This window comes from Burkholderia sp. Bp8991, from assembly GCF_003853795.1.
In the GTDB taxonomy this organism is placed as follows: domain Bacteria; phylum Pseudomonadota; class Gammaproteobacteria; order Burkholderiales; family Burkholderiaceae; genus Burkholderia.
On sequence record NZ_QTQJ01000002.1, the window covers coordinates 203,966 to 224,327 of the forward strand.

The window sequence follows — 20,362 nt, forward strand, 5'->3', positions numbered from 1 at the left end:
GCGCGCATGTGTCGGAAGAAGTGCGCCCCTCAACCCGTATCGCCACCCGCGACCGGCAGCACCGTGCCGGTGATGTAGCTCGCCTCGTCCGACGCGAGGAACAGGATCGGCGCGATCTGCTCGTCGAGGCTGCCGTAGCGCTTGAAGAACGTCGAATCGGTCACCTGCCGCACCGCTTCGGCCATCCACGCCTGCTCCTGCGCGTTGTCGCCGGCCGCATTGCGCGGCACCCGGCGCGGCGGCGCCGTGGTGCCGCCCGGCGCGGTCGCGACCACGCGAACGTTGTGCTCCGCGTATTCCATCGCGAGCGCCGCCGTCAGCGCATTGACGCCGCCTTTCGCCGCCGAGTACGGCACGCGGCGAATCCCGCGCGTCGCATTCGACGATACGTTGACGATCGTGCCGCCGCCCGCGGCCAGCAAGTGCGGCAGCACCGCGTGGCAGCTGTAGAGCGTCGGCATCAGCGAGCGGCGGATTTCGGCGTCGATCTGCTCGGGCTCGAACTCGGCGAACGGCCGCATCCGGATCGCGCCGCCGACGCCGTTGATCAGCACGTCGATCCGGCCGAACGTCGCGACCGCGCACGCCATCGCCGCGCGCGCGCCGTCGTAGGTCTCGAGATCGGCGATGAAGCCGGCCGTGTTGCCGCCAGGTGCTTCGGCGGCCACCTCGGCCACGAAGTCCGCGCGGTCGACGAACAGCACCTGGCCGCCCTCGGCCGCCGCGCGCAGCGCGACGCCGCGGCCGATGCCCTGCGCCGCGCCGGTGACGACGACGACCTTTCCGGAGAATCGTTGCATGGTCATGCCGCCTTTGCCGTCACGTTCGGGGTGAACTTCTCGTAGTGGAAGCTGTTGGGCTTCACGCCTTGATCGTCGAAGTACTGGCGCACCGCGTCGACCATCGGCGGCGGGCCGCACAGATAGACGTCCACGTCGCCGTCGTTCAGCGCATCGGCCGGAATGTGCTGCGTGACCCAGCCCTTGCGTTCGTGGCTCGACGCCGCATCGGCGACGACCGTCGCAAAGCTGAAGTTCGGCAGCTTCGCCGCATACGCTTCGATCGCGTCGACCAGCACGAGGTCGAGATCGCGCGTCACGCCGTAGATCAGGTGCACCTTCTGCTGCGAACCGCTGCGCGCGAGCACCTCGAGCATCGACAGGAACGGCGCGAGACCCGTGCCGCCCGCGAGGAACAGCAGCGGCCGCGCGACGTCGCGCAGGTAGAAGCTGCCGAGCGGCCCGTTCAGTTCGAGCGTGTCGCCGGGCTTGGCCGATTCGAGCCACGTGCTCATCACGCCGCCCGGAATCTTCTTGATCAGGAATCCGACCTTCGTGTCGCCCGGCGCGGACGAGAACGAGTACGAGCGGTGCTGGCCGCTGCCCGGCACGCCGATGTTCACGTACTGGCCCGGCAGGAACACCGGTGCGGCCGCGTCGACGTCGAGTTCGAGCACGATCGCCGCGTCGTTGTGCGGGTCGACCTTCGTCACGGTCGCGGCGAACGCGCTGTGGCCTGTCTTGCACGCGACCGACGAGCTCGGCACCGCGATCACGCAATCGCTGTGCGGCACCATCTGGCACGTCAGCACGAGGCCGCCGTCCTTCTCGTCCTCGGTGAGCGCGTCGTCGATGTAGTCGTCGCCGAGGTCGTAGCTGCCGCTTTCCGCGCGGCACTTGCAGGTGCCGCACACGCCGTCGGAGCAGTCCATCGGGAGGTTGATCTTCGCGCGGAACGCGGCGTCGAGCACCTTCTCGCCGGCCTTGCAGTCGATGAAGCGGGTGACCCCGTCCTCGAAGTTCAGTGCAATCTTGTAGGTGGACATGACCTCGTCTCCCTGTGTTACTGGTCGAAACAATCGGCGTCAGACGTGGTACACGTCGAGCACCTGCCGGATGTAGTCGTTCTTCAGCACGATCTTCTTGTTCGAGATCAGCAGCGCGTCGCCCACCTGGCGCAACGTGACGAACATCGTGCCGAAGAAGTGATCGGTCACGCGGTAGCGGTGGTTCAGCGTGTGGAAGTTGTAGCGCACGTCCACCTCGCCGTCGCGCTCGGCCAGCACCTCGACGTTCGTCACGTTGTGGCTCGTGCGCGGCTCGGGCGTCGACGCGCCGCTGCGCTCGGTCTTGATCCGGAACACGCGATCCTCGAGGCCGCCGCGATCCGCGTAGTACATCAGCGAGATCTGGCTGTGCGGATCGTCGGTCGGCCGGTCGTCGTCGTCCCACGCGGGCATCCAGTACGTGACGTCTTCCGTGTAGCAGGTGAGCCACGCGTCCCACTCGCGGTCGTCGAGCAGCCGCGCTTCGCGATACAGCGCCGCGCAAATGGTCCGGTAATCGATGTTCATGCTTCCACCTCCCCGCGTTCCTGCTTCAGTGCATCGCGCATCACGTGCACCCAGTGTTCGTGCTGGCACACGAACAGCCCTTCGTCCTCGCTGCGCTCGCCCGACATGCGCGGGTTCAGCCCCATCCGTTTCGCGTTCTCGTCCGGCCCGTCGATCCACAGCGGCGCGCCGCGCGACAGGTCGTTCCACATCGCCGTGATGCCCGCGTAGCCGGCCTGGCACGCGCGGAACTCCTCGAGGTCGTCGGCCGTGCCCATGCCGCTCACATTGAAGAAGTCCTCGTACTGGCGGATCCGCGTCTCGCGGTCGGCGTCGCTCTCGCCCTTCGGCGCGAAGCAGAAGATGCTGACTTCGGTCTTGTCGACGCCGAGCGGGCGCACCACGCGGATCTGCGTGCTGAACTGGTCCATCAGGAACACGTTCGGGTACACGCACAGGTTGCGTGTCTGGTTCACGATGAAGTCGGCCTGCACTTCGCCCACGCGCGCCTTGATCTCGTCGCGGTGCTGGTACACGGGCCGCACTTCGGGGTTCATCGTCTTGGTCCACAGCAGGATGTGGCCGTGGTCGAAGCCGTACACGCCCGCGACCGACTTGCTCCAGCTGTTCGCGTCGACGGCCTTGGTGCCGTCCTCCTTGCGGCGGCCCATCGTCGCCGCGTAGTTCCAGTGCACGGTGCTCACGTGATAGCCGTCGCAGCCGTTCTCCATCTGCATCTTCCAGTTGCCTTCGTAGATGTAGGAGGAGTTGCCGCGCAGCACTTCGAGGCCGTTCGGCGCCTGGTCGACGATCTGGTCGATGATCACGCGCGCCTCGCCGAGGTAGTCCTCGAGCGGCAGCACGTCGTCGCTGAGGCTGCCGAACAGGAAGCCGCGATAGTTCTGGAAGCGCGCGACCTTCTTCAGGTCGTGCGAGCCGTGCGTGTTGAACTGCACCGGATACTCGGTCGTCTTCTCGTCCTTCACCTTCAGCAGCTTGCCGGTGTTCGAGAAGGTCCAGCCGTGGAACGGGCACGTGAAGCTGCCCTTGTTGCCGTGCTTGCGCCGGCACAGCATCGCGCCCTTGTGTGCGCATGCATTGATCACCGCGTGCAGCTCGCCGGTCTTGTCGCGCGTGATGACGACCGGCTGGCGGCCGATCCACGTCGTGTAGTAATCGTTGTTGTTCGGGATCTGGCTTTCGTGCGCGAGGTACACCCAGTTGCGCTCGAAGATGTGCTTCATCTCGAGCTCGTACAGCGCCTCGTTCGTGAAGATGTCGCGGCGGCAGCGGAAGATGCCGGCCTCCTTGTCGTCCTGCACGGCGGTGGCGAGCAGGTGGTCCAGTTCGGTGGTGGGGTCGATCGTGGCGGACATGTTGGTTCCTCCTGTGCGCGTGCCGGGTCCTGCAAGCACGCTCGCATCGGTATCGATTGAATCTCGCGGGAGCCCGGCCGGCGGCGGCGCCTGCGCGCCGCCGGGCCGTCGGGCGGTTATGCCGTGGCGGAAGCGCGCAGGCGTTCGACGATCTGGTTGTCCTTGCCCTCGACGCGCGGCGTCAGGACGAAGTTGAACTCGATGTCCTGGTACGCGTCGGCCTTCAACCCGAGCGCGGCGCCGCCGGTCTTGCCGGTGACGGGCGGGATCAGCTCCTCGCGGGTCGCATACGCGAAGTCGTCCCAGATCAGCGGGTCGCCGTCGATGTTGAACTGCGTTGTCAGCTTGCGGTGGCCGTCGCTCGTCACGAAGAAGTGCACGTGCGCCGGTCGGTTGCCGTGGCGGCCGAGGCGGTCGAGCAGCTGCTGCGTCGCGCCCTGCGGCGGGCAGCCGTAGCCGACCGGCATCAGCGTGCGGAACTCGTACTTGCCGTCCGCGCCCGTCTTCACCGCGCCGCGCAGGTTGAACTCGCTCTGCGCGCCGGTCGGGTCGAAGTGCGAATAGAAGCCGTGCGAGTTCGCGTGCCAGCACTCGACCAGCGCGCCGGCCACCGGCTTGCCGTCGAGATCCTTCACGGTGCCGTGGATCACGAGCGGGCCCGCGCCTGCGTCCGCGTCGAGGTCGATCTTCGCGACGCCGTCGCGCACCGGCGCGCCGGCGACGTACAGCGGGCCTTCGATCGTGCGCGGCGTGCCGCCGTCGAGGCCGATCGCCTCGTCCTCGGCGTCCATCCGGATGTCGAGATACTTCTCGAGGCCGAGGCCGGCCGCGAGCAGCGCCGCTTCGCCGTCCTGGCCGAGCTTGTTCAGGTAGTTCACGCCGGCCCACACTTCGTCGGGCGTGATGTCGAGGTCGTCGATCGCCTTGAACAGGTCGCCGAGCAGCCGCAGCACGATCTGCTGCGTGCGCGCGTCGCCGCCATTCGCTCCATTGGCGCCCGCGTTCGACGCGGCCTTCAGCAGATCCTGCACTTCCTTGGTTTCGAAAACTTTGACGCTCATGATGGTGTCTCCACGTGTATTTGGGGAAAGGTGACCCGGGGTGCTCGCCGTTGCAGAAGCGGCGGCTCCGTGGCTCAAACGTCGCCGTCGTGTATCGACGACGGGTGGCGACACAACGGCGTCACCGAAATCTTCATGTACGGGAACAGCGGCAGGCCGGTCAGGATCTCGTGCAGCTCGGCGTTGCCCGACACGTCGAACACGCTGTAGTTCGCGTATTCGCCGGCGATGCGCCAGATGTGGCGCCACTTGCCGCTGCGTTGCAGCTCCTGCGAGTACGCCTTCTCGCGGGTCTTGATCTCGTCGGCCACCGCGGCCGGCAGGTCGGCCGGGAGGTTGACGTCCATGCGTACGTGGAAAAGCATCGTGATGTCCTGGTACGTGAGCGGGTTATCGCGGGTCAGCGGGCGACTTTCGTCAGCCCGTGGCGGGTGAAGCGCGCGACCTTCGCTTCGTCGAGTTCGATGCCGAGGCCCGGGCCGCTCGGCACGGTCAGCTCGAAATCGCTGTAGTCGAGCGGGGTCGCGAGAATCTCTTCGGTAATCAGTAGCGGTCCGAACAGTTCGGTGCCCCACTGCAGGTTCGCGAAGCTCGCGAACAGATGCGCGGACGCGACCGTGCTGAACGCGCCTTCGAGCATCGTGCCGCCGTACAGCTCGATGCCGGCCGCATCCGCGATCGCCGCGACGCGTTGCGCCGCGAACAGGCCGCCGCTTTGCTCGATCTTGATCGCGAACACGTCCGCGCCGTGCTGCTTCGCGATCTCGAACGCGCTGTCCGGGCCCTGCAGGATTTCGTCGGCCATCAGCGCGACCGGGAAGCGGCGCATCAGCCGTGCGAGCGCCGCGGCCGACGCGACCGGCTGCTCGACCAGTTCGCAGCCGGCATCGGCGAGCGCCGGAATCGCGCGCGCGGCCTGCGTTTCGCTCCATGCCATGTTCACGTCGACGCGCACCGAGGCACGCTCGCCCACTGCCCGCTTGATCTCGGCCACGTGCCGGATGTCCGCGTCGAGCGCCTTCGCGCCGATCTTCAGCTTGAACACGTTGTGGCGGCGCAGGTCGAGCATCCGTTCGGCTTCGGCGATATCGGTCGCGGTGTTGCCCGATGCGAGCGTCCACGCGACCGGCAGGCGATCGCGCCGGCGGCCGCCGAGCAGTTCGCTGACCGGCACGCCGAGGCGCTTGCCGTGCGCGTCGAGCAGCGCGGTTTCGAGCGCGCTCTTCGCGAAATGATTGACCTTCGCGAGCTTGCCGAGGAACGCCATCAGCGTCTGGATGCGCGTCGCGTCGCGGCCGATGATCGCGGGTGCGAGATACGCGTCGATCGCGAGCTTCATCGCTTCCGGGCTTTCCGGGCCGTAGGCCATCCCGGCGATCGTCGTGCCTTCGCCGAGGCCCGTCACGCCGTCGCTGCAGGTCACCTTCACCAGCATCAGCGTCTGGCCGTGCATCGTGGCAACCGACAGCTTGTGCGGACGGATCGTCGGCAGGTCGACGAGGCGGGTTTCAATGCGTTCGATGGTGACTGAGGACATGGGGCACGCTGCGTGTGGGGAGTTCATGGGACGGATTTATACGCGGCGGGGAAATGGGGCGTCCAATACTTTTGGCCTCGTTTTTTGATACCTCTTAGGTATTGAAAATCGCTTCAATGTGTGGAATATTGCGGCGCACCATACCTTTTTTGGCTAGGTATGCGGGCTGAGAGGCTTGCTGGAGCGCGGTCTTGCGTGTCCGGGGTGTTGCTTGGGCGGGGGTGCGGTGCGGCTGCTTTCAGCGGGGGGAAAATCGGCTGAAAACCGGTGGACTGTCTGAGCCGATCAGGGTTTTCCTGAGGGGATTGGTGGGGTGGCCGCGCGGTCTTCGGGTTTGGCGTCGGTTTCTGCGGATGAACCGATGAAGGTCGGTATGCGTCAGGTGGGGTACCAGGGACGCAACCGACGACGGCGCGAGGGTCCTCTGACATCGGCGAAGGCCGCAATCAGCCACAAGCAGTCACCGAGCAGTCCCACAACCCAGCCGCTCGAAGGGCCCCAGACCATCCATGAGAAGACATCCGGCGAACACCCACGAGCGTTCGGCGCAGACCATCTGGTACGTTCACGCCAACTAATACGTACGGCATTAGGCAGCCGCCGTTCAAGTTGCTTCTAGATCTCTGCCTGACGTCATGCTTCAAGCCGCTCAGCCATGCGTAGCAACATGGCGACGACCATAATCATTCCGGGTACTAGATAAACGGCATGATGGTGGGCGCGGGTGAGGAAGGAAGCCGCGAAAATGACGGCGAGTATCCACACGCCTGCGAGGTGGAGCTTTTTCCAGTTGGACGGACCTATCAGACGAGCCGGCATTGCGAACGATGTGAGCGTAAGCAACAGAATCATCAAATAGCCTATGGAACCCGGTATGTTCGTCGCGGGCGTACGCCCCACCCAGAATGCTTCGGGCGCTGTCCTGATGTAGATGATGAGCGCTATCGCATGCAGGACCTGCGAAGCGGCGAACGACAATCCGATGTAGCGCCGCTCCCTGACCAGGGACCGGGTTAGCGCCGACGGCAAGAGTCTCGCAAACGAGGTAGACAGGAACACGGCCAGGAACAGAACAAAGGACGTGCGAGCCGTTGCCCGTATTGCATATTGCAGCGAGGCTACGCGGTCCGGTGCCATCGCAGAGGCCACCAGAGCGAATAGCGCTACGATTACGATCAGTACACCAAATAGTTTCCAGCGTGTCATATCGATTGTTCAAACAAAGTTTTGCCGACTTTCGGACATGACTTGCGAGCCGTCATCTCCACCGATTCGCCGGCCCGTGCCGGCGTCATAGCTCGAGTGACTCAGAGACTGCGCGGCCCAAATCCCGAATACGAACGCAATTGGCTGATCTGCGGCTGCGCAAGATAACCAGCCTTGACCAAAGGGAGTTCGCTCAGGAGTTTTCGTAGACCGTTTTCGTCGTCGGCTTCCGTAATCATGCAGGCCCCGCCTTCTGCCCTCACCCATACCTGCCGAACTACCCCGGAGGCGTAAAGCCGGCGGACAAACTCAGCCTCCGCTTCGACCTCCTCTTTATGAAGGGACATGGACGATGCGTTTTCGGAACGGGAAATCATTACGAGGTATTGCATGTTGCTCTCCTGTTATGGCCCTGCGGTCAGGCGGTGCGTTCGTACGAACCATACGAACAACACCGGAACTCATCGATGGGTGAAATGGATCGCGCCGGTCTGTACGAAGTGGCAGCGTTCCTGCGACACCGTCGGCCGCCGCACGGCAGCCCGCCGATTCGGTTCGCCGTGTCAACACCTTCGCGTATGTTTTTCATAGTAACACTATTTTTCCATGCGTGTAACCACACAAAATACCCATCCAAACTCGAGATAAATCCGCACTCGTCTTATGGATTTCACGCCAAACTTGACACTATGATTTTCATATCTACAATGCGTGAACAAAGGAACCCCCTTTAGCTGAACCGCTGCCGCTACCTGAGCGCGTGTCCGCATGAGGGGTGATCCTTCAAGTCACCGTTCTGGTGTCACCCACTTCCGGAGAAACGCAATGAGCCACTTCGTCTACGAGGCCCGATCAACCGCACTGCTATTTGTCGACCCGTATAACGACTTCCTGGCTGAAGAAGGCAAAGTCTGGCCCTTCGTCAAGGACGTCGCCGAAGAGGTCGGACTGCTGGATAACCTGCGACTGATCAACGCAGCCGTGCGAAGTGCCGGTATCCAGGTGGTCTACGTACCGCACCGCCGGTGGCAGGCGGGCGACTACGAAAGCTGGAGTCATCCGAGCCCGAGTCAGCGCAAGATCATGGGCGGTCATCACTTCGCCAAAGGCGAGTGGGGTGGCGAGTGGCATCCCGATTTCGCGCCGCAATCGGGCGATATCGTGGCACTCGAACACTGGGGCTCAAGCGGTTTTGCCAATACGGATCTCGACTTCCAGCTCAAGCAGCATCGCATCACACACGTGGTGATCGTGGGTTTGCTGGCCAACACCTGCATAGAGGCGACGGCGCGATATGCAACGGAGCTTGGTTACCACGTTACGCTCGTGAAGGACGCAACGGCCGCTCTCAAGCGGGAATCGATGCACGCAGCACATGAACTGAACGGGCCAACTTACGCGCACAGTATCGTGAGCACCCGCGAGCTCCTTGACGCGTTGCCCAAAGCCTGGGCACGCGTTGCCCTGTAACTTGCTCGCCTGCATGGTGGGTATCGCCTTCCCATTCGATGCCCGCCAGTCTTCCGGACTCCGACGATACCGTAAATCCGGCGCAATTCTGCCCCTACTTTCGCAAAGGCACCCATGGTCTCCCCACGCCAGGTCTTTCTGATGGCTCTTTGCTGCGCGCTCGCGGTCTCGCCCATCTACTACCACCAGCCACTGCTGCCGCAGATTGCATCAACGTTTGCTGTGGCGTCGGAGCGTGGGAGCCTTATTGCCACGCTCACCCAGCTAGGCTATGCGCTGGGGCTGCTAGCCTTTGTCCCGCTCGCCGACGGTATCCAGCCACGCACGCTGGCTTCGCGAGCGATCATCGCGAACGCAGTTGCGCTGGTCGCCTGCGCAGCGGCACCGTCCTTCTTCGCGCTGGCCCTCTGCAGCTTCCTGGTTGGCATGACGTCGATCTCGGCGCAAATCATCATCCCAGCGGTCTCGGGCATGGCTACACCGGAGACGCGCGGACGCGTGGTCGGTTCACTGCTGGGTGGTCTTTCCTCCGGCGTTCTGCTGGCACGCACGCTGAGCGGCATCGTCGGCGCGCTGTGGGGCTGGCGCTCGATATTCGTCATCGCTTCCGCCATCGACATCGGGCTTCTATTTGTCATCGGGGGACTGCCTGTGTCGAGCTCACTCGCGGCGATCCGCTATCGTGAGTTGATGCACTCGCTCGCTGGCCTCGTCCGCCAGGAACGGTTGCTACGCCGCTCCGCGTCGATGGGGTTCCTCGTATTCGCCGCCTTCAGCGCGCTCTGGGCAACCCTTGCGGTACTGCTCGCACGCCCGCCCTACCACTACGGTCCCGCCACGATTGGCGCATTTGGGCTGATCGGGCTTGTCGGTCTGTCGGTTTCGGCACAACTGGGCGCCATCGTCGACCGCGTCGGCGCTCGCCGTGTCGCGACCGCGGGTGCGCTCACGGTTGCCATCGCGTTCGCGTTTATTGCAGCGGGGGGACGCAGTCTGGCGCTAGCCTTCGTCGCCGACGTCCTGATGCGCGCGCCGCGCACAGAGCTGTCTGGACGATTGCCCGCTGTGCGCCAACTCAATCATTCAGATCGTGCCTTCGCGGCCCGATATGTCTCCCGCCTTTTCTCGCGCTCTTTTGCGAACGTTGCACTCAAGGTTGCATCGAGGTCGCGGCGCTCCACATACTCGCCGCATGACGGACAGATATAGTCGAGGCCGACCTCGTGCCCGCACACACGATGCGTAAACCGCACGGCGACTTCCTCGCCTTTGCTCTTGCACCAGGTTTCGCCCCAGGTGCGAAGCGCCTGGATCACCGGGTAGTACGCCCGACCTTTCTCTGTGAGACGGTACTCGTAGCGTAGCGGCCTTTCCTGATACGCGTGTCGCTCGACCATTCCGTCCGCTTCAAGCGACTTCAGACGCGTCGCCAGCATCTGCGGGGTCGCCTCCGTCTGAATCTGGATTTCCTCAAACCGGGTCGCGCCCATGTACAGTTCGCGCAGCACGAGCGTCGTCCATTTGTCACCGACGACCTCGGTCGAACGCGCCACCGGGCACACCGAGGTCACTCTCTTCTCTCTGCGCTTCATTTCGCCCCCTTCAGAGTAACTACGGTTTTCATAGTATCACGGATTCCGCGTTGGCGCGGAGGGCATCAACTGGCTGGAAGCAATCTACTGATGCCCCTGACGTCAATATGGCATTAATGCTTCCCTTGCAACTATGAATTTCATATATATACTGAGTGTTCAAGGCATGAGAATGCTCGAAGTCGCACGGAAGTTCCGTGTCGGTTGCGCCGTGCCCCCCCCCGAACCGCTTTCCGGAGAGCACCATGTCGGACCCCGTCTACCATGCCGAACACACTGGCCTCTTGCTGGTCGACCCTTACAACGACTTCCTGTCGCATGGCGGCAAGATCTTTCCGATGATTGAAGCAGTCGCCAACGACGTCCGGCTCCTCGACAATTTGCGCGCAGCGGTGGGTTCCGCCCGCAATGCTGGCATCCAGGTCCTCTATGTGCCGCATCGGCGCTGGCAGCCTGGCGATTACGAGGACTGGGATCATCCGAACCCAACGCAACGGGCCGTGCAAAGGCGACAGTCTTTCGCAAAGGGGACTTGGGGCGGCGACTGGCACCCCGATTTTATTCCGCAGGAACACGACATCATTGTCCACGAGCATTGGGCGCAAAGCGGTTTCGCCAACACGGACCTCGATTTCCAGCTCAAGCAGCACAAAATTTCGCACGTCATTACCGTTGGCCTCCTCGCAAACACTTGCATTGAGTCCACGGCGAGATTCGCGATGGAACTCGGCTATCACGTGACGCTCGTGCGCGACGCGACCGCTGCCTTCTCCCCGGAAATGATGCGAGCCGCCCACGAATTGAACGGCCCCACATTCGCCCACTCGATCGTCACGACGGCCGAATTGCTCGCAGCACTCGCGGCATAAGTGCTAGCCGACGATGACGGACTCAAGCAATAAATAACCGAATGGACCCGCACATGATTACCATCTGGGGACGTGCCAACTCCGTCAACGTCCAGAAGGTCTTGTGGCTTTGTGAGGAGATCGCCCTTCCCTATAACCGGATAGACGCCGGTCTGCAGTTCGGACACAACACCGAACCCGCGTTCCTCGCGATGAATCCGATGGGCAAGGTCCCCACGCTAGTCGACGGTGATTTCGTACTTTGGGAATCGAACTCGATCCTGCGCTATCTCGTGATGCAGTACGGAGGATCCACCAAACTCTATCCCGCCGATGCGAAAGCACGGGCCAGCATCGACCGCTGGCTCGACTGGTCGCTGTCATCCTTGCAACCGGCTGAGCGGCCCGTGTTCTGGGGAAGCGTCCGGACGCCCGAGGCAAGGCGAGATCTCGCGAAAATCGCCATCGACGCCACGAAGGTCGCGGAACTATGGAAAGTGCTCGACGTACGGTTGCAAGGCTGCAAATTCATCGAAGGCGACACGTTCACGATCGCGGATATCGTGCTCGGCGCGTTCGCGAAGCGTTGGTTTGGAATGCCGGGCATTGAGCGTGCCCCGCTTCCCAACCTCGAACGTTGGTACGGGTTACTTGCCACGCGTCCGGGATTCGTAAAGTATGTTGATATCGAACTGAGCTGAATCCATGAAAACCGGACCGATCACGCTCTATGCATGGAACACGCCGAATGGCCGCAAGGCCAGCGTGGCGCTCGAGGAAATGGCGTTGCCGTACATCGTTCAGCCCGTGAATATTGCCAACCGCGAGCAGTTCGAGCCAGCGTTTCTCGCCATCAGCCCGAACAACAAGATTCCGGCCATCGTCGATCCGGACGGCCCCGATGGTCAGCCCATTAGCGTGTTCGAGTCGGGCGCGATCCTGCTCTATCTTGGCGAAAAGACGGGCCGTTTTCTCCCACGCGGCCTACGCGAGCGAGTGCCCGTAATCGAATGGCTGATGTGGCAGATGGGCGGCTTCGGGCCTATGCCCGGACAGGTACATCATTTCGCCGCCCTCACTTCGGAAGACGATAGACGCTACGGTCTCAAGCGTTTCTCGGACGAAACGCGCCGGCTTTATTCGGTGCTGGACAAAAGGCTCGCCGACCATGAGTACGTGGCCGGCGAGCTTTCGATCGCCGACTTTGCCATTGTTGGCTGGGCGTGGCGACACGAGCGGCACAAGGTCGATCTTTCGGACTACCCGAACGTCCAGCGATGGTACGACGCGATGCTCGAGCGCCCCGCGGTGCGACGCGGCTTCGAGGTCAAGCTTGACCAAAGGTAAGCCGTGAACCCCAATCGCGCGCAGTGACGTATGGTGCCCCGAATCGCCTGATGTTCGAGCACATTGTTTTCAGGAGCAACCTCATGAACGCAAATCCGATTTACCTTGAAGACCTCATGCCAGGAGCGGTATACACGAGTTCGGAGTACAGGCTCGACGTCGAACAGATACGCCGGTTCGCGCAAAGTTTCGACCCTCAACCCTTCCATCTCGATGAGGAAACGGCAAACGAGACGTTCTTTGGAGGGCTCGCTGCGAGTGGCTGGCACACAGCGGCGATCACGATGAAGCTGCTGGTAGAGAGTCTTCCGTTGGCAGGCGGTGTGATCGGTGCGGGAAGCGAGATTACGTGGCCGCGCCCCACCCGGCCCGGCGATGTCCTGCATGTCGTCAGCACGATCATGGAGATTTCGCCGTCGAGATCGAAGCCGGACCGCGGAGTCGTAACGGTGCAGAGCGACACGCTTAACCAGCGTGGCGAACTGTGTCAGCGATCTGTTGCCCGCCTCCTCGCGTTCAGGCGCGGTTGATGCCCGCCCGGGACCACGCCTTGTCTATCTGTAGCGACGCAATCGGACTGCTCACACCGGTCAGCGGCCAGGCGCCGAGCCGGATGTCAAGTCGCTCAGCTCGTTCAAGGTGCGCGAACGGTGAACAGCGCGAGAGACTCCTTCACGAATGCGCGAACCGCGGGTGAAAGCTCCCGGTTCCTGCTGGCCATCGCGAGATGACACGGATATTCGAAATCCGCGATCGGCCGATAGCAAATTCCGGGCTGCGTGAAGTTACGCATCGATTCCGGGACGACGACCACGCCGTAGCCAGCAGATGCGAGACTGATTGCGGCGATGAAATCATGAACGCGATGCTCCAGAAAGGGGACGAAGCCCCCCGCTACCCCCAGCGCGGTCAGTACCTCGCTGAATCCGCCGTCGTCATCATCGAAGTGTGGGGCAATGAAATGCTGATCTTTCAGGTCACTGACCGACACGTGCATGCTCGCCGCCAGTGCGTGGTCTTCTGCCATCGCGACCAAAAGACATTCGGTCTGCACAATTGTCGCCACGACGCCCGCCGGATGTTGGCGCCAGGGTCTCACGATACCTACGTCGATCTCACCGCTGACGAGTGCCTCGAACTGACGCGGCGTCTCCATGGCTACGACCTCGATTCGCACGTCGCCGTGCGTGAGCCGAAACTGATGCAGCATTCTCGAGAGCACACCGCTGCTCACACCGGATGCTACCGATCCGATCCGCACGACACCGGCGAGGCCTCTGGCCGCCAACCGGCCGACCTGATCCGCACGCTCAATATGCCGTAGCGCGGCAACCGCTTCGGCGTGGAACAAACGCCCCGCATCGGTCAGCGTGACGGGCTGTCGCTTGTTCCGGTTCAGGAGGCGAACGCCGATCTCCTTCTCGAGACGCTGGATCTGCGAACTGAGCGCTGATTGTGCGACATCAAGTCGATCCGCTGCCTTGGCAAAGTGCAGATCCTCCACCACTGCCACGAAATATCGCAGTTGACGGGCATCGATCATTTAATCTCCAGAAGCGAATAAATATTCGCAGATTGCCTCTGGATGATATCAAAGAAGGGGCATCAAATAGAGGCCTGAAACAACAGGAGGACAACATGGACACACTGATCACCCACCCTCGTTCGATCACGCATCGGCCCCCCCTTTTCCGCTTGTCGGCGCATCCCACGCATCACCGCATCATGAACGTGACGGTCGAGCCCAGCGCGCTGGCCGGATTCCTCGCGGACGCAAGCACTATCGACGTTCAGAATCTCGAATATGTCCCATTCATGCGCCATCACCTGGCCGATCTGCTGGTCGAGCGCTTCGGCAACGACTTTGCTGACATGCTCATCGAACTGGTGAAGGACCGTCGGCATGGCGGCTTTACCGTCGGCCTCCAGGACGTTTCGCAGGAGCCTTCCGACTTTGTGAAGTTCGGTACGGCCATCGGTCATATCCTCGGCCCGAGCAATCACGACGCAATGTCGGGAACGTACTACGCCCGCTTCGTGGTAAAGCACACCGACAACAGCGACTCGTATCTTCGTCAGGCGTACCGGCTGTTCACGATGCACACCGACGGTACGTACGTGAGCGACGCGACGGACTGGCTGTTGATGATGAAATTCGCAGAACGAAACGCGGTTGGCGGCGAATCAAGGTTTCTGCACCTCGACGACTGGGAAGAGCGCGATCGCTTCGTCAATCACAAGCTGGGAACCAAGCCGTTCTTCTACAAAGGATCCGACTCCAAGAACGTCAACGAGCAGATCGAGCGTCCGCTGTTCTTTCAAGGCGAATTTGGTCTGTCGATCTCGTTTATCGACCAGTTCGTTCAGCCATCCAACCGCGAAGAAGCGGCGTTTCTCCGCGCACTGTCGAGGTCGATGGAAGCATCGGCCGGCACGAAGGAAGTCTCTTTGCCGGTTGGCGGCCTGGTGGTTCTGAACAATTATTTCTACCTCCACGGACGGGCGCCCTTCCAGTCGAACGAATCACTGTTCCGTGAATTGATGCGTCAGCGGGGCAGGTTTGCGTATTGACGCGCCGTCGTCAGCTCGCCGTGTTGTCGGACACACCAACCGTGGCGGGCTAACGCAGCGATTTGAAGCAACACAGTGAGACGATGAAATGAAAGACTATGCAGAGCACGCGACTGTGCAGGAGACGACGCCCGTCGGGCGAATTGAACAGGCAGCTTACGGGGTCAAACAGCATCTCTCCCCGCGACTCCGCCAGATCCTCTCGCTCGCGGACTTCGAGGCGGCAGCGCGGCGTGTCCTGCCGCGTCCGCTCTTCGGCTATATTTCAGGCGCAGCGGAGGACGGTCTGTCGAACGCGGCGAATCGGGCTGCGTTCGAACACCTGAAGTTCCGCACGCGAGTGCTTGTCGACGTGTCTTGCCGGTCGCAGCAGACAACGATCTTCAACCACACCTACTCGTCTCCGTTCGGAATCGCACCGGTCGGAATCAGTGCCATGTCCGCATACCGAGGCGACATCGTGTTGGCCTCGGCCGCGAAGCATGAAAATATCCCTGCAATCATGAGCGGTTCCTCGCTCATTCCGATGGAAACGGTCCATGCAGCGGCACCGGGCACATGGTTCCAGGCTTACCTTCCCGGTGACACCACTCGCCGCGACGCACTGATCGAGCGCGTCAAAGCCGCCGGATTCTCGACGCTCGTCCTCACGGTCGACATTCCCGTCTGGGCTAATCGCGAAAACAACGTGCGCACGGGCTTCTCGCTTCCGTTGCGTCCGTCGCTACGTCTCGCGATGGACGGCATTGCCCACCCGCGCTGGCTGCTCGGCACGTTCGCCCGGACGCTGATCAATCACGGAATGCCCCACTTCGAGAACTCGTTCGCGACACGAGGGGCGCCAATGCTGTCCGCTTCGGCAATACGCGACACCACTGGACGCGACCATCTGTCATGGTCGGACATCGCAAACATTCGTCAGCGTTGGAGCGGGAATCTGGTCATCAAAGGCATCCTTCACCCAGATGATGCAACGCGCGCAGTCGCGATTGGCGCAAACGGGATCATCGTGTCGAACCACGGCGGGCGTCAACTCGACGGTGCGGTCGAACCGCTATCCGTGTTGTCGCAAATTTGCGATGCCGTTGGAGACAAGACCGTCGTGATGATGGACGGTGGGATCCGGCGAGGCGGAGATGTTCTGAAGGCGCTCGCGCTCGGTGCCAGGTTCGTATTTGCCGGGCGCCCGTTCATGTATGCCGCCGCGGTGGGCGGCGTGCCGGGTGTTCGACATGCAATCGGCCTTCTAAGGGATGAAGTCGACCGAAACATGGCGATGCTCGGTACGGTAGCGATTGGAGAGATCGATCGTGCAATACTGGCCTGAACGTTTCAGCGCGCGATATCACCGCGATGCGCGCCCGGAGGCGATTTGGGGCATACGCGTGTTCCGGCGTTGTGCGGCCTGCCGGCCGCCGCCCGCTCGCATCGCCCCATCTCGCGGAAGACTATCGGGTCGGTCTGTTTGCGGCGAAATGCATCGATCACGGGGGGGGGGGCGAGATGCTCCTGTGCATAGGTGTAGCGGATTCGCGAACCAGACGCTCTTCCGCAGTCAGCTGCTGATCGAGTAGCAAAGGGCATCCCGCTCGAACAATCCGGACGTTTACAGTGAACTCATCTCGCGATCTTTCTAGTCATGCGTTATGAGATGAATGCGTGGTGGCGAATGCCTCAGCCGGCGTCGCACCGCTTGCTTCCGTTGCCGATGCCGCGGTCATGTTGACACCCCGGTTTTCGCGACTGAACAGGATGAGTATCGCGATGGTGACGGCGACAGATCCGGCCACGAGCGCCAGTGCATACCCGTAGTTGTTGGCATGTTGCACAGCGATCGCGGACTGTAATGGTGCATTGACCGATGCCAGCAGATTGCCAAGCTGGTAAACGAGGCCTGGGAAGGTCGCCCGCCACACCGAACAGTGCGCGCAACACAATCAGCGTCGCCAGAACGCGGTCTTCCACGTGCCGCGCAATTTCTCGTCGGCGAAACGAACGTGCCGAATCATGCCCGGAATCAATGCGACCTTCAGCGTACCGGTTGCCAAATCCTGTTCCGGCAGCATTACGCGCGTCGTGATGTAACCGCGCGCCAAGATTTCCCGAGACAACGCCTTGACGATCGTATCGACGCCTTGCTTACCGACACACTGGCCCGCGTAGTGGCCGAGCCATTCACGCGCGAAGGCGAAGCGATCCATCGGCAGCCCGGACGCTCCGGCTGACTTCGCGGCATCGGGCAGTGAATCCGGCACGTCGAGCGCGAAGCGGTCAATACGGAAACACGGCTGTTCGCTCGGCAACGGCGGATACGTCTCGGCGCGCGGTACATCCGACCGGACGGAAGGGGTGCGCAACGCCGCGTCACGCCGCTGCGCGTCGCGTTGCTGCTGCGCTTGTCGATCCCGTTCCGCGTTCGCGCGGGCGGCGGCGGCCCGATCTTCGGGCGTCGGCGTTTGCTGTGCGTGGACCGCAACCGGTACGGCGAGTACAAGCGACAACGTCGCCAGTCGCGGAGGGATTCTATTCATACGCACACACTAAAATAAATAAATTTATTAATCTTTAAGAAGATCGCTGTCTTCCCAAACGTCTTCATATTCTTCAGTAATTAAAAAGCGCCAACCGGGCGGCAACCCCAAGTAAGGAATTACCAATGGCGCCCAATCTGAAAGGTGCAATGCATGAAGCGGCACAAAAAAATCCGGTGATTCTGAAAACTCTTCACCCGCCCAAATGTACCAGCCGCACGTCGTGCTATCCGGCTCAAAGCGAAGCCCGTTCAAAGGACGGATTCCCTCTTTTACATTTCGCGATATGCCGACCTTTAGATTCATGTCGCAGCCGAAAAATGGAGCATTGAAGCGCTCGCACACTTCCCTTTGCGTTTCAGTTAGATTGCTCATTTCTTTCCGAATCCTACCGAAGGCGCGTGCGCACCGCCGCCGACAATCTGCGCATTCGCCCACATGGGTGTCGCGCCTGCCGAGACCAGTACAGCAAATGCCGCGTGACGCAACGCGAATCGCGCAAATCCACGCGACACACGCGCTACGGGAGGGCCTTCGCCCCCGCCAACCTTGCCCGACGCGGTGGCGGTTTCTTCGACAGCAATCAGCATGCCGCGCACGCGACTGAACACCAACCGATAGTTATTTTGGTTCATTGTTGTGGTCTACTCGAAAATCGCACACCCGCGTACAACCGATTATTTGATGACCACATCATCTCGCAGAACACAACCGCGCGTCTCGCACTGGCGAGTCAACAATTGTCAAACGCTTCGAAACGAGATTCAAATTTCGAATTTCAGACGTGACTGATTGACTTGCGCTCAAGCCTCGCTGCTCGAGTTTCCACGATATATCCGACGGCTAACATCCCCCGGCCCATTACCGCAGCGTGGAAAGGATCTCAACGAGATCGACCTCTTCAGCGAGGCGCGCCACAACCGCGCGATTTTCCGCTCACGCATCGCAGCATCAGGGAACACATGGAGGCAGATCGGCGTGCACGTGCGGCGCCACGTGAAATCACGCATGCCAAGCACGCGTGCCTGAAGTCGGACAACGATCGAGTTTGAGGCTGAAGGCGCCCAGCGGGCGCGCACCGCGCGGGCGCGGCGTCGTGACCGGCCGCATCGCGTGCCGGTAAACATCCTGTGCATTGACGGGGCCGCAGCGATCAGTGCAACGCGCCGGCGGCACGATCGCCGCCCCCGCCGGCCCAGCGGCGGCTACGCCAACGCCCGCCGCTCATGCAGCCGCAACGCGGCCCACGCAATCCCGGCCGAGAAGATCCCGACCACGCCGCCGAACGTGCCGATCCACGGCAGGCCGAAATCCCCGGCGATATGGTTGCCGAGCAACGCACCGGCACCGATCCCGACGTTGTACAGCCCGGAAAAGATCGACACCGCGAGATCGGTCGCCTCCGGCGCCAGCTTCAGCACCCACGCCTGCATCGCGAGCCCGAAGCAGACGATCGCCCCGCCCCACACCAGCGTGTGAACCGACAGCGTGACGATGTTCAGCGCGCTCGGGAACAGGATCAGCAGACAGGCCGACAGCGCGATGATCGACGCGAGCAAAAAATCGGCCGGCCGCTCCGGAAACACGCGATTGAAGCAGAGCGCGGCCGGCATGCCGGCCACGCCGAACAGGATCAGCACGTAGGTGATCCGGCTGCTGCTCGCATGATTGACGCTCTGCACGAACGGCTCGATGTACGTGTACGACGTGAAGTGCGCGGACACGACCAGCACGGTGATCGCATACAGCGCCACGAGCGCCGGCTTCCGGAGAAACGCGCCGATGCTGGAAAGCGATCCGGCGCCCTGGCTCGGCAGCACCGGCAGCGTCATGCGCAGCATCAGCAGCGCGACGGCCGCCGCGCCGCCGATCACGAGGAACGTCACGCGCCAGCCCAGCGCCTCGCCGATCACGCGCCCGAGCGGAATGCCGGCGACCATCGCGATCGCCGTGCCCATCGCGAGCAGGCTGAGCGCGCGGCTTTTCCGGTCGCTCGGCGCGAGCCGCACGGCCAGCGGAACGGAGATCGACCAGAACACCGCGTGCGCGCACGCGATGCCGAGCCGGCCGATCATCAGCACCGTGAAATTCCACGCGACGCCGGTCACGACATGGCTGCCGACGAACACCAGCAGCGCGCAGCTCAGCAGCTTGCGACGCTCGACGTGGCGCGTGACGAACGTGAGCGGCAGCGACACGACGGCGACGGCCCATGCGTAGATCGTCAGCATCAGGCCGACGTCGGTCGGCGGCATCCGCAGGCTGTCGCCGATCGCGCTCAGCAGCGCGACGGGCACGAACTCGGTGGTATTGAAGATGAAGGCAGCAAGGGCCAGGGCCAGAACGCCCCACCACGACTGTTCGGAACTGACGGCGTCCGGGGTTGCCATACGGGAATTCGACGAAGGTTGGGGGCGCGTGCGGCGCGGGCAGCCGGCCCGGCGCATCGGCGCGATTGTACCAGCGGCACATGACATGCCGCGGCGGGCCG

General features: G+C 62.4%; 21 protein-coding genes and 3 pseudogenes. 8 read left to right on the forward strand and 16 right to left on the reverse strand.

Annotation, left to right across the window (positions count from 1 at the left end; all coding sequences use genetic code 11):
- Window positions 1-29: 29 nt before the first annotated feature.
- The 9 genes from benD to DIE02_RS02985 form a co-directional block, all read right to left on the reverse strand.
- On the reverse strand, window positions 30-806 hold the full coding sequence (gene benD / locus DIE02_RS02945) for a benzoate diol dehydrogenase BenD (RefSeq protein WP_124521064.1): 777 nt from the start codon (window positions 804-806) through the stop codon (window positions 30-32).
- Complete coding sequence (gene benC / locus DIE02_RS02950) at window positions 803-1,825, reverse strand: benzoate 1,2-dioxygenase electron transfer component BenC (RefSeq protein WP_124528663.1); 1,023 nt, start codon at window positions 1,823-1,825, stop codon at window positions 803-805. Before benC ends, benD begins: the two co-directional genes overlap by 4 nt.
- A 39-nt stretch (window positions 1,826-1,864) precedes the next feature.
- On the reverse strand, window positions 1,865-2,353 hold the full coding sequence (gene benB / locus DIE02_RS02955) for a benzoate 1,2-dioxygenase small subunit (protein ID WP_044843430.1): 489 nt from the start codon (window positions 2,351-2,353) through the stop codon (window positions 1,865-1,867).
- Entirely contained in the window at window positions 2,350-3,708 is a 1,359-nt protein-coding gene (locus DIE02_RS02960) for a Rieske 2Fe-2S domain-containing protein (RefSeq protein ID WP_124519710.1), read from the reverse strand. The genes benB and DIE02_RS02960 overlap by 4 nt, the downstream gene beginning before the upstream one ends.
- A gap of 116 nt (window positions 3,709-3,824) precedes the next feature.
- The gene (gene catA, locus DIE02_RS02965) at window positions 3,825-4,769 is read right to left on the reverse strand and encodes a catechol 1,2-dioxygenase (RefSeq protein WP_124528665.1); all 945 of its coding nucleotides are present in this window, start codon (window positions 4,767-4,769) and stop codon (window positions 3,825-3,827) included.
- Between the two features lie 74 nt (window positions 4,770-4,843).
- Complete coding sequence (gene catC / locus DIE02_RS02970; protein WP_044843427.1) at window positions 4,844-5,134, reverse strand: muconolactone Delta-isomerase; 291 nt, start codon at window positions 5,132-5,134, stop codon at window positions 4,844-4,846.
- A gap of 35 nt (window positions 5,135-5,169) precedes the next feature.
- Complete coding sequence (locus tag DIE02_RS02975) at window positions 5,170-6,306, reverse strand: muconate/chloromuconate family cycloisomerase (RefSeq protein WP_124528667.1); 1,137 nt, start codon at window positions 6,304-6,306, stop codon at window positions 5,170-5,172.
- A gap of 633 nt (window positions 6,307-6,939) precedes the next feature.
- Window positions 6,940-7,512, reverse strand: a complete 573-nt coding sequence (locus DIE02_RS02980; RefSeq protein ID WP_124528669.1) for a hypothetical protein — start codon at window positions 7,510-7,512, stop codon at window positions 6,940-6,942.
- Between the two features lie 101 nt (window positions 7,513-7,613).
- Window positions 7,614-7,904, reverse strand: a complete 291-nt coding sequence (locus DIE02_RS02985) for a muconolactone Delta-isomerase family protein (RefSeq protein WP_124528671.1) — start codon at window positions 7,902-7,904, stop codon at window positions 7,614-7,616.
- A gap of 433 nt (window positions 7,905-8,337) precedes the next feature.
- Between DIE02_RS02985 and DIE02_RS02990 the strand changes: the two genes are divergently transcribed.
- On the forward strand, window positions 8,338-8,982 hold the full coding sequence (locus tag DIE02_RS02990; protein WP_124528673.1) for an isochorismatase family cysteine hydrolase: 645 nt from the start codon (window positions 8,338-8,340) through the stop codon (window positions 8,980-8,982).
- A gap of 141 nt (window positions 8,983-9,123) precedes the next feature.
- Window positions 9,124-9,957 (forward strand): annotated as a pseudogene (locus DIE02_RS35890) (MFS transporter); the annotation flags it as partial.
- A gap of 104 nt (window positions 9,958-10,061) precedes the next feature.
- On the opposite strand, the gene DIE02_RS03000 reads toward DIE02_RS35890, so the two are convergent.
- Window positions 10,062-10,574: a helix-turn-helix domain-containing protein gene (locus DIE02_RS03000; protein ID WP_124528677.1), complete on the reverse strand. Its 513-nt coding sequence runs from the start codon at window positions 10,572-10,574 to the stop codon at window positions 10,062-10,064.
- Window positions 10,575-10,819: 245 nt separating this feature from the next.
- Here DIE02_RS03000 and DIE02_RS03005 point away from each other — a divergent pair, with 245 nt between their 5' ends.
- The 4 genes from DIE02_RS03005 to DIE02_RS03020 all read left to right on the forward strand — a co-directional run bounded on the left by DIE02_RS03005 (window position 10,820) and on the right by DIE02_RS03020 (window position 13,299).
- Window positions 10,820-11,443 carry an isochorismatase family cysteine hydrolase gene (locus tag DIE02_RS03005; protein WP_124528679.1) on the forward strand — a complete coding sequence of 208 codons (624 nt, stop codon included), beginning with the start codon at window positions 10,820-10,822 and terminating at the stop codon, window positions 11,441-11,443.
- A 53-nt stretch (window positions 11,444-11,496) separates the two neighbouring features.
- Window positions 11,497-12,123, forward strand: coding sequence for a glutathione S-transferase family protein (locus DIE02_RS03010; RefSeq protein ID WP_124528682.1), 627 nt, complete (start codon window positions 11,497-11,499; stop codon window positions 12,121-12,123).
- A 4-nt stretch (window positions 12,124-12,127) separates the two neighbouring features.
- A complete protein-coding gene (locus tag DIE02_RS03015) occupies window positions 12,128-12,769 on the forward strand; it encodes a glutathione S-transferase family protein (protein ID WP_124528684.1) in 642 nt (213 codons plus the stop codon).
- Window positions 12,770-12,852: 83 nt separating this feature from the next.
- Window positions 12,853-13,299, forward strand: coding sequence for a MaoC family dehydratase (locus tag DIE02_RS03020; protein WP_221623410.1), 447 nt, complete (start codon window positions 12,853-12,855; stop codon window positions 13,297-13,299).
- A gap of 104 nt (window positions 13,300-13,403) precedes the next feature.
- Here the strand turns inward: DIE02_RS03020 and DIE02_RS03025 are convergent, their stop codons facing one another.
- Window positions 13,404-14,312, reverse strand: a complete 909-nt coding sequence (locus DIE02_RS03025) for a LysR family transcriptional regulator (protein ID WP_124528688.1) — start codon at window positions 14,310-14,312, stop codon at window positions 13,404-13,406.
- A 95-nt stretch (window positions 14,313-14,407) separates the two neighbouring features.
- On the opposite strand from DIE02_RS03025, the gene glaH reads away from it, so the two are divergent.
- Together glaH and DIE02_RS03035 are read left to right on the forward strand one after the other, a co-directional pair.
- A complete protein-coding gene (glaH, locus tag DIE02_RS03030) occupies window positions 14,408-15,340 on the forward strand; it encodes a glutarate dioxygenase GlaH (RefSeq protein WP_124528690.1) in 933 nt (310 codons plus the stop codon).
- A gap of 88 nt (window positions 15,341-15,428) precedes the next feature.
- Window positions 15,429-16,667 (forward strand): alpha-hydroxy acid oxidase, encoded by a 1,239-nt coding sequence (locus DIE02_RS03035; RefSeq protein WP_124528692.1) that lies wholly within the window; start codon window positions 15,429-15,431, stop codon window positions 16,665-16,667.
- 310 nt (window positions 16,668-16,977) lie between these two features.
- Here DIE02_RS03035 and DIE02_RS03040 read toward each other — a convergent pair.
- The 5 genes and pseudogenes from DIE02_RS03040 to DIE02_RS03060 form a co-directional block, all read right to left on the reverse strand.
- Window positions 16,978-17,250 (reverse strand): annotated as a pseudogene (locus tag DIE02_RS03040) (hypothetical protein); the annotation flags it as partial.
- A 39-nt stretch (window positions 17,251-17,289) separates the two neighbouring features.
- Window positions 17,290-17,871, reverse strand: a pseudogene (locus tag DIE02_RS03045) (POTRA domain-containing protein); the annotation flags it as partial.
- Between the two features lie 27 nt (window positions 17,872-17,898).
- Window positions 17,899-18,246: a hypothetical protein gene (locus DIE02_RS03050; protein WP_124528694.1), complete on the reverse strand. Its 348-nt coding sequence runs from the start codon at window positions 18,244-18,246 to the stop codon at window positions 17,899-17,901.
- Window positions 18,243-18,506, reverse strand: a complete 264-nt coding sequence (locus DIE02_RS03055; protein WP_124528696.1) for an ESPR-type extended signal peptide-containing protein — start codon at window positions 18,504-18,506, stop codon at window positions 18,243-18,245. Before DIE02_RS03055 ends, DIE02_RS03050 begins: the two co-directional genes overlap by 4 nt.
- A 570-nt stretch (window positions 18,507-19,076) precedes the next feature.
- Window positions 19,077-20,261 carry a sugar transporter gene (locus DIE02_RS03060; RefSeq protein ID WP_044843420.1) on the reverse strand — a complete coding sequence of 395 codons (1,185 nt, stop codon included), beginning with the start codon at window positions 20,259-20,261 and terminating at the stop codon, window positions 19,077-19,079.
- Window positions 20,262-20,362: the final 101 nt, after the last annotated feature.

What these genes read in the sequence shown, in the direction of transcription:
- DIE02_RS03025 (WP_124528688.1), bottom strand. Translation starts at nt 14,312, where the DNA reads ATGATCGATGCCCGTCAACTGCGATATTTCGTGGCAGTGGTGGAGGAT.
- DIE02_RS02990 (WP_124528673.1), top strand. Translation starts at nt 8,338, where the DNA reads ATGAGCCACTTCGTCTACGAGGCCCGATCAACCGCACTGCTATTTGTC.
- DIE02_RS03005 (WP_124528679.1), top strand. Translation starts at nt 10,820, where the DNA reads ATGTCGGACCCCGTCTACCATGCCGAACACACTGGCCTCTTGCTGGTC.
- DIE02_RS03015 (WP_124528684.1), top strand. Translation starts at nt 12,128, where the DNA reads ATGAAAACCGGACCGATCACGCTCTATGCATGGAACACGCCGAATGGC.
- DIE02_RS03020 (WP_221623410.1), top strand. Translation starts at nt 12,853, where the DNA reads ATGAACGCAAATCCGATTTACCTTGAAGACCTCATGCCAGGAGCGGTA.
- catA (WP_124528665.1), bottom strand. Translation starts at nt 4,769, where the DNA reads ATGAGCGTCAAAGTTTTCGAAACCAAGGAAGTGCAGGATCTGCTGAAG.
- catC (WP_044843427.1), bottom strand. Translation starts at nt 5,134, where the DNA reads ATGCTTTTCCACGTACGCATGGACGTCAACCTCCCGGCCGACCTGCCG.
- DIE02_RS02985 (WP_124528671.1), bottom strand. Translation starts at nt 7,904, where the DNA reads ATGCAATACCTCGTAATGATTTCCCGTTCCGAAAACGCATCGTCCATG.
- DIE02_RS02960 (WP_124519710.1), bottom strand. Translation starts at nt 3,708, where the DNA reads ATGTCCGCCACGATCGACCCCACCACCGAACTGGACCACCTGCTCGCC.
- DIE02_RS03050 (WP_124528694.1), bottom strand. Translation starts at nt 18,246, where the DNA reads ATGAGCAATCTAACTGAAACGCAAAGGGAAGTGTGCGAGCGCTTCAAT.
- DIE02_RS03055 (WP_124528696.1), bottom strand. Translation starts at nt 18,506, where the DNA reads ATGAACCAAAATAACTATCGGTTGGTGTTCAGTCGCGTGCGCGGCATG.
- DIE02_RS03000 (WP_124528677.1), bottom strand. Translation starts at nt 10,574, where the DNA reads ATGAAGCGCAGAGAGAAGAGAGTGACCTCGGTGTGCCCGGTGGCGCGT.
- glaH (WP_124528690.1), top strand. Translation starts at nt 14,408, where the DNA reads ATGGACACACTGATCACCCACCCTCGTTCGATCACGCATCGGCCCCCC.
- benD (WP_124521064.1), bottom strand. Translation starts at nt 806, where the DNA reads ATGACCATGCAACGATTCTCCGGAAAGGTCGTCGTCGTCACCGGCGCG.
- DIE02_RS02975 (WP_124528667.1), bottom strand. Translation starts at nt 6,306, where the DNA reads ATGTCCTCAGTCACCATCGAACGCATTGAAACCCGCCTCGTCGACCTG.
- benB (WP_044843430.1), bottom strand. Translation starts at nt 2,353, where the DNA reads ATGAACATCGATTACCGGACCATTTGCGCGGCGCTGTATCGCGAAGCG.
- DIE02_RS03035 (WP_124528692.1), top strand. Translation starts at nt 15,429, where the DNA reads ATGAAAGACTATGCAGAGCACGCGACTGTGCAGGAGACGACGCCCGTC.
- DIE02_RS03010 (WP_124528682.1), top strand. Translation starts at nt 11,497, where the DNA reads ATGATTACCATCTGGGGACGTGCCAACTCCGTCAACGTCCAGAAGGTC.
- DIE02_RS02980 (WP_124528669.1), bottom strand. Translation starts at nt 7,512, where the DNA reads ATGACACGCTGGAAACTATTTGGTGTACTGATCGTAATCGTAGCGCTA.
- benC (WP_124528663.1), bottom strand. Translation starts at nt 1,825, where the DNA reads ATGTCCACCTACAAGATTGCACTGAACTTCGAGGACGGGGTCACCCGC.
- DIE02_RS03060 (WP_044843420.1), bottom strand. Translation starts at nt 20,261, where the DNA reads ATGGCAACCCCGGACGCCGTCAGTTCCGAACAGTCGTGGTGGGGCGTT.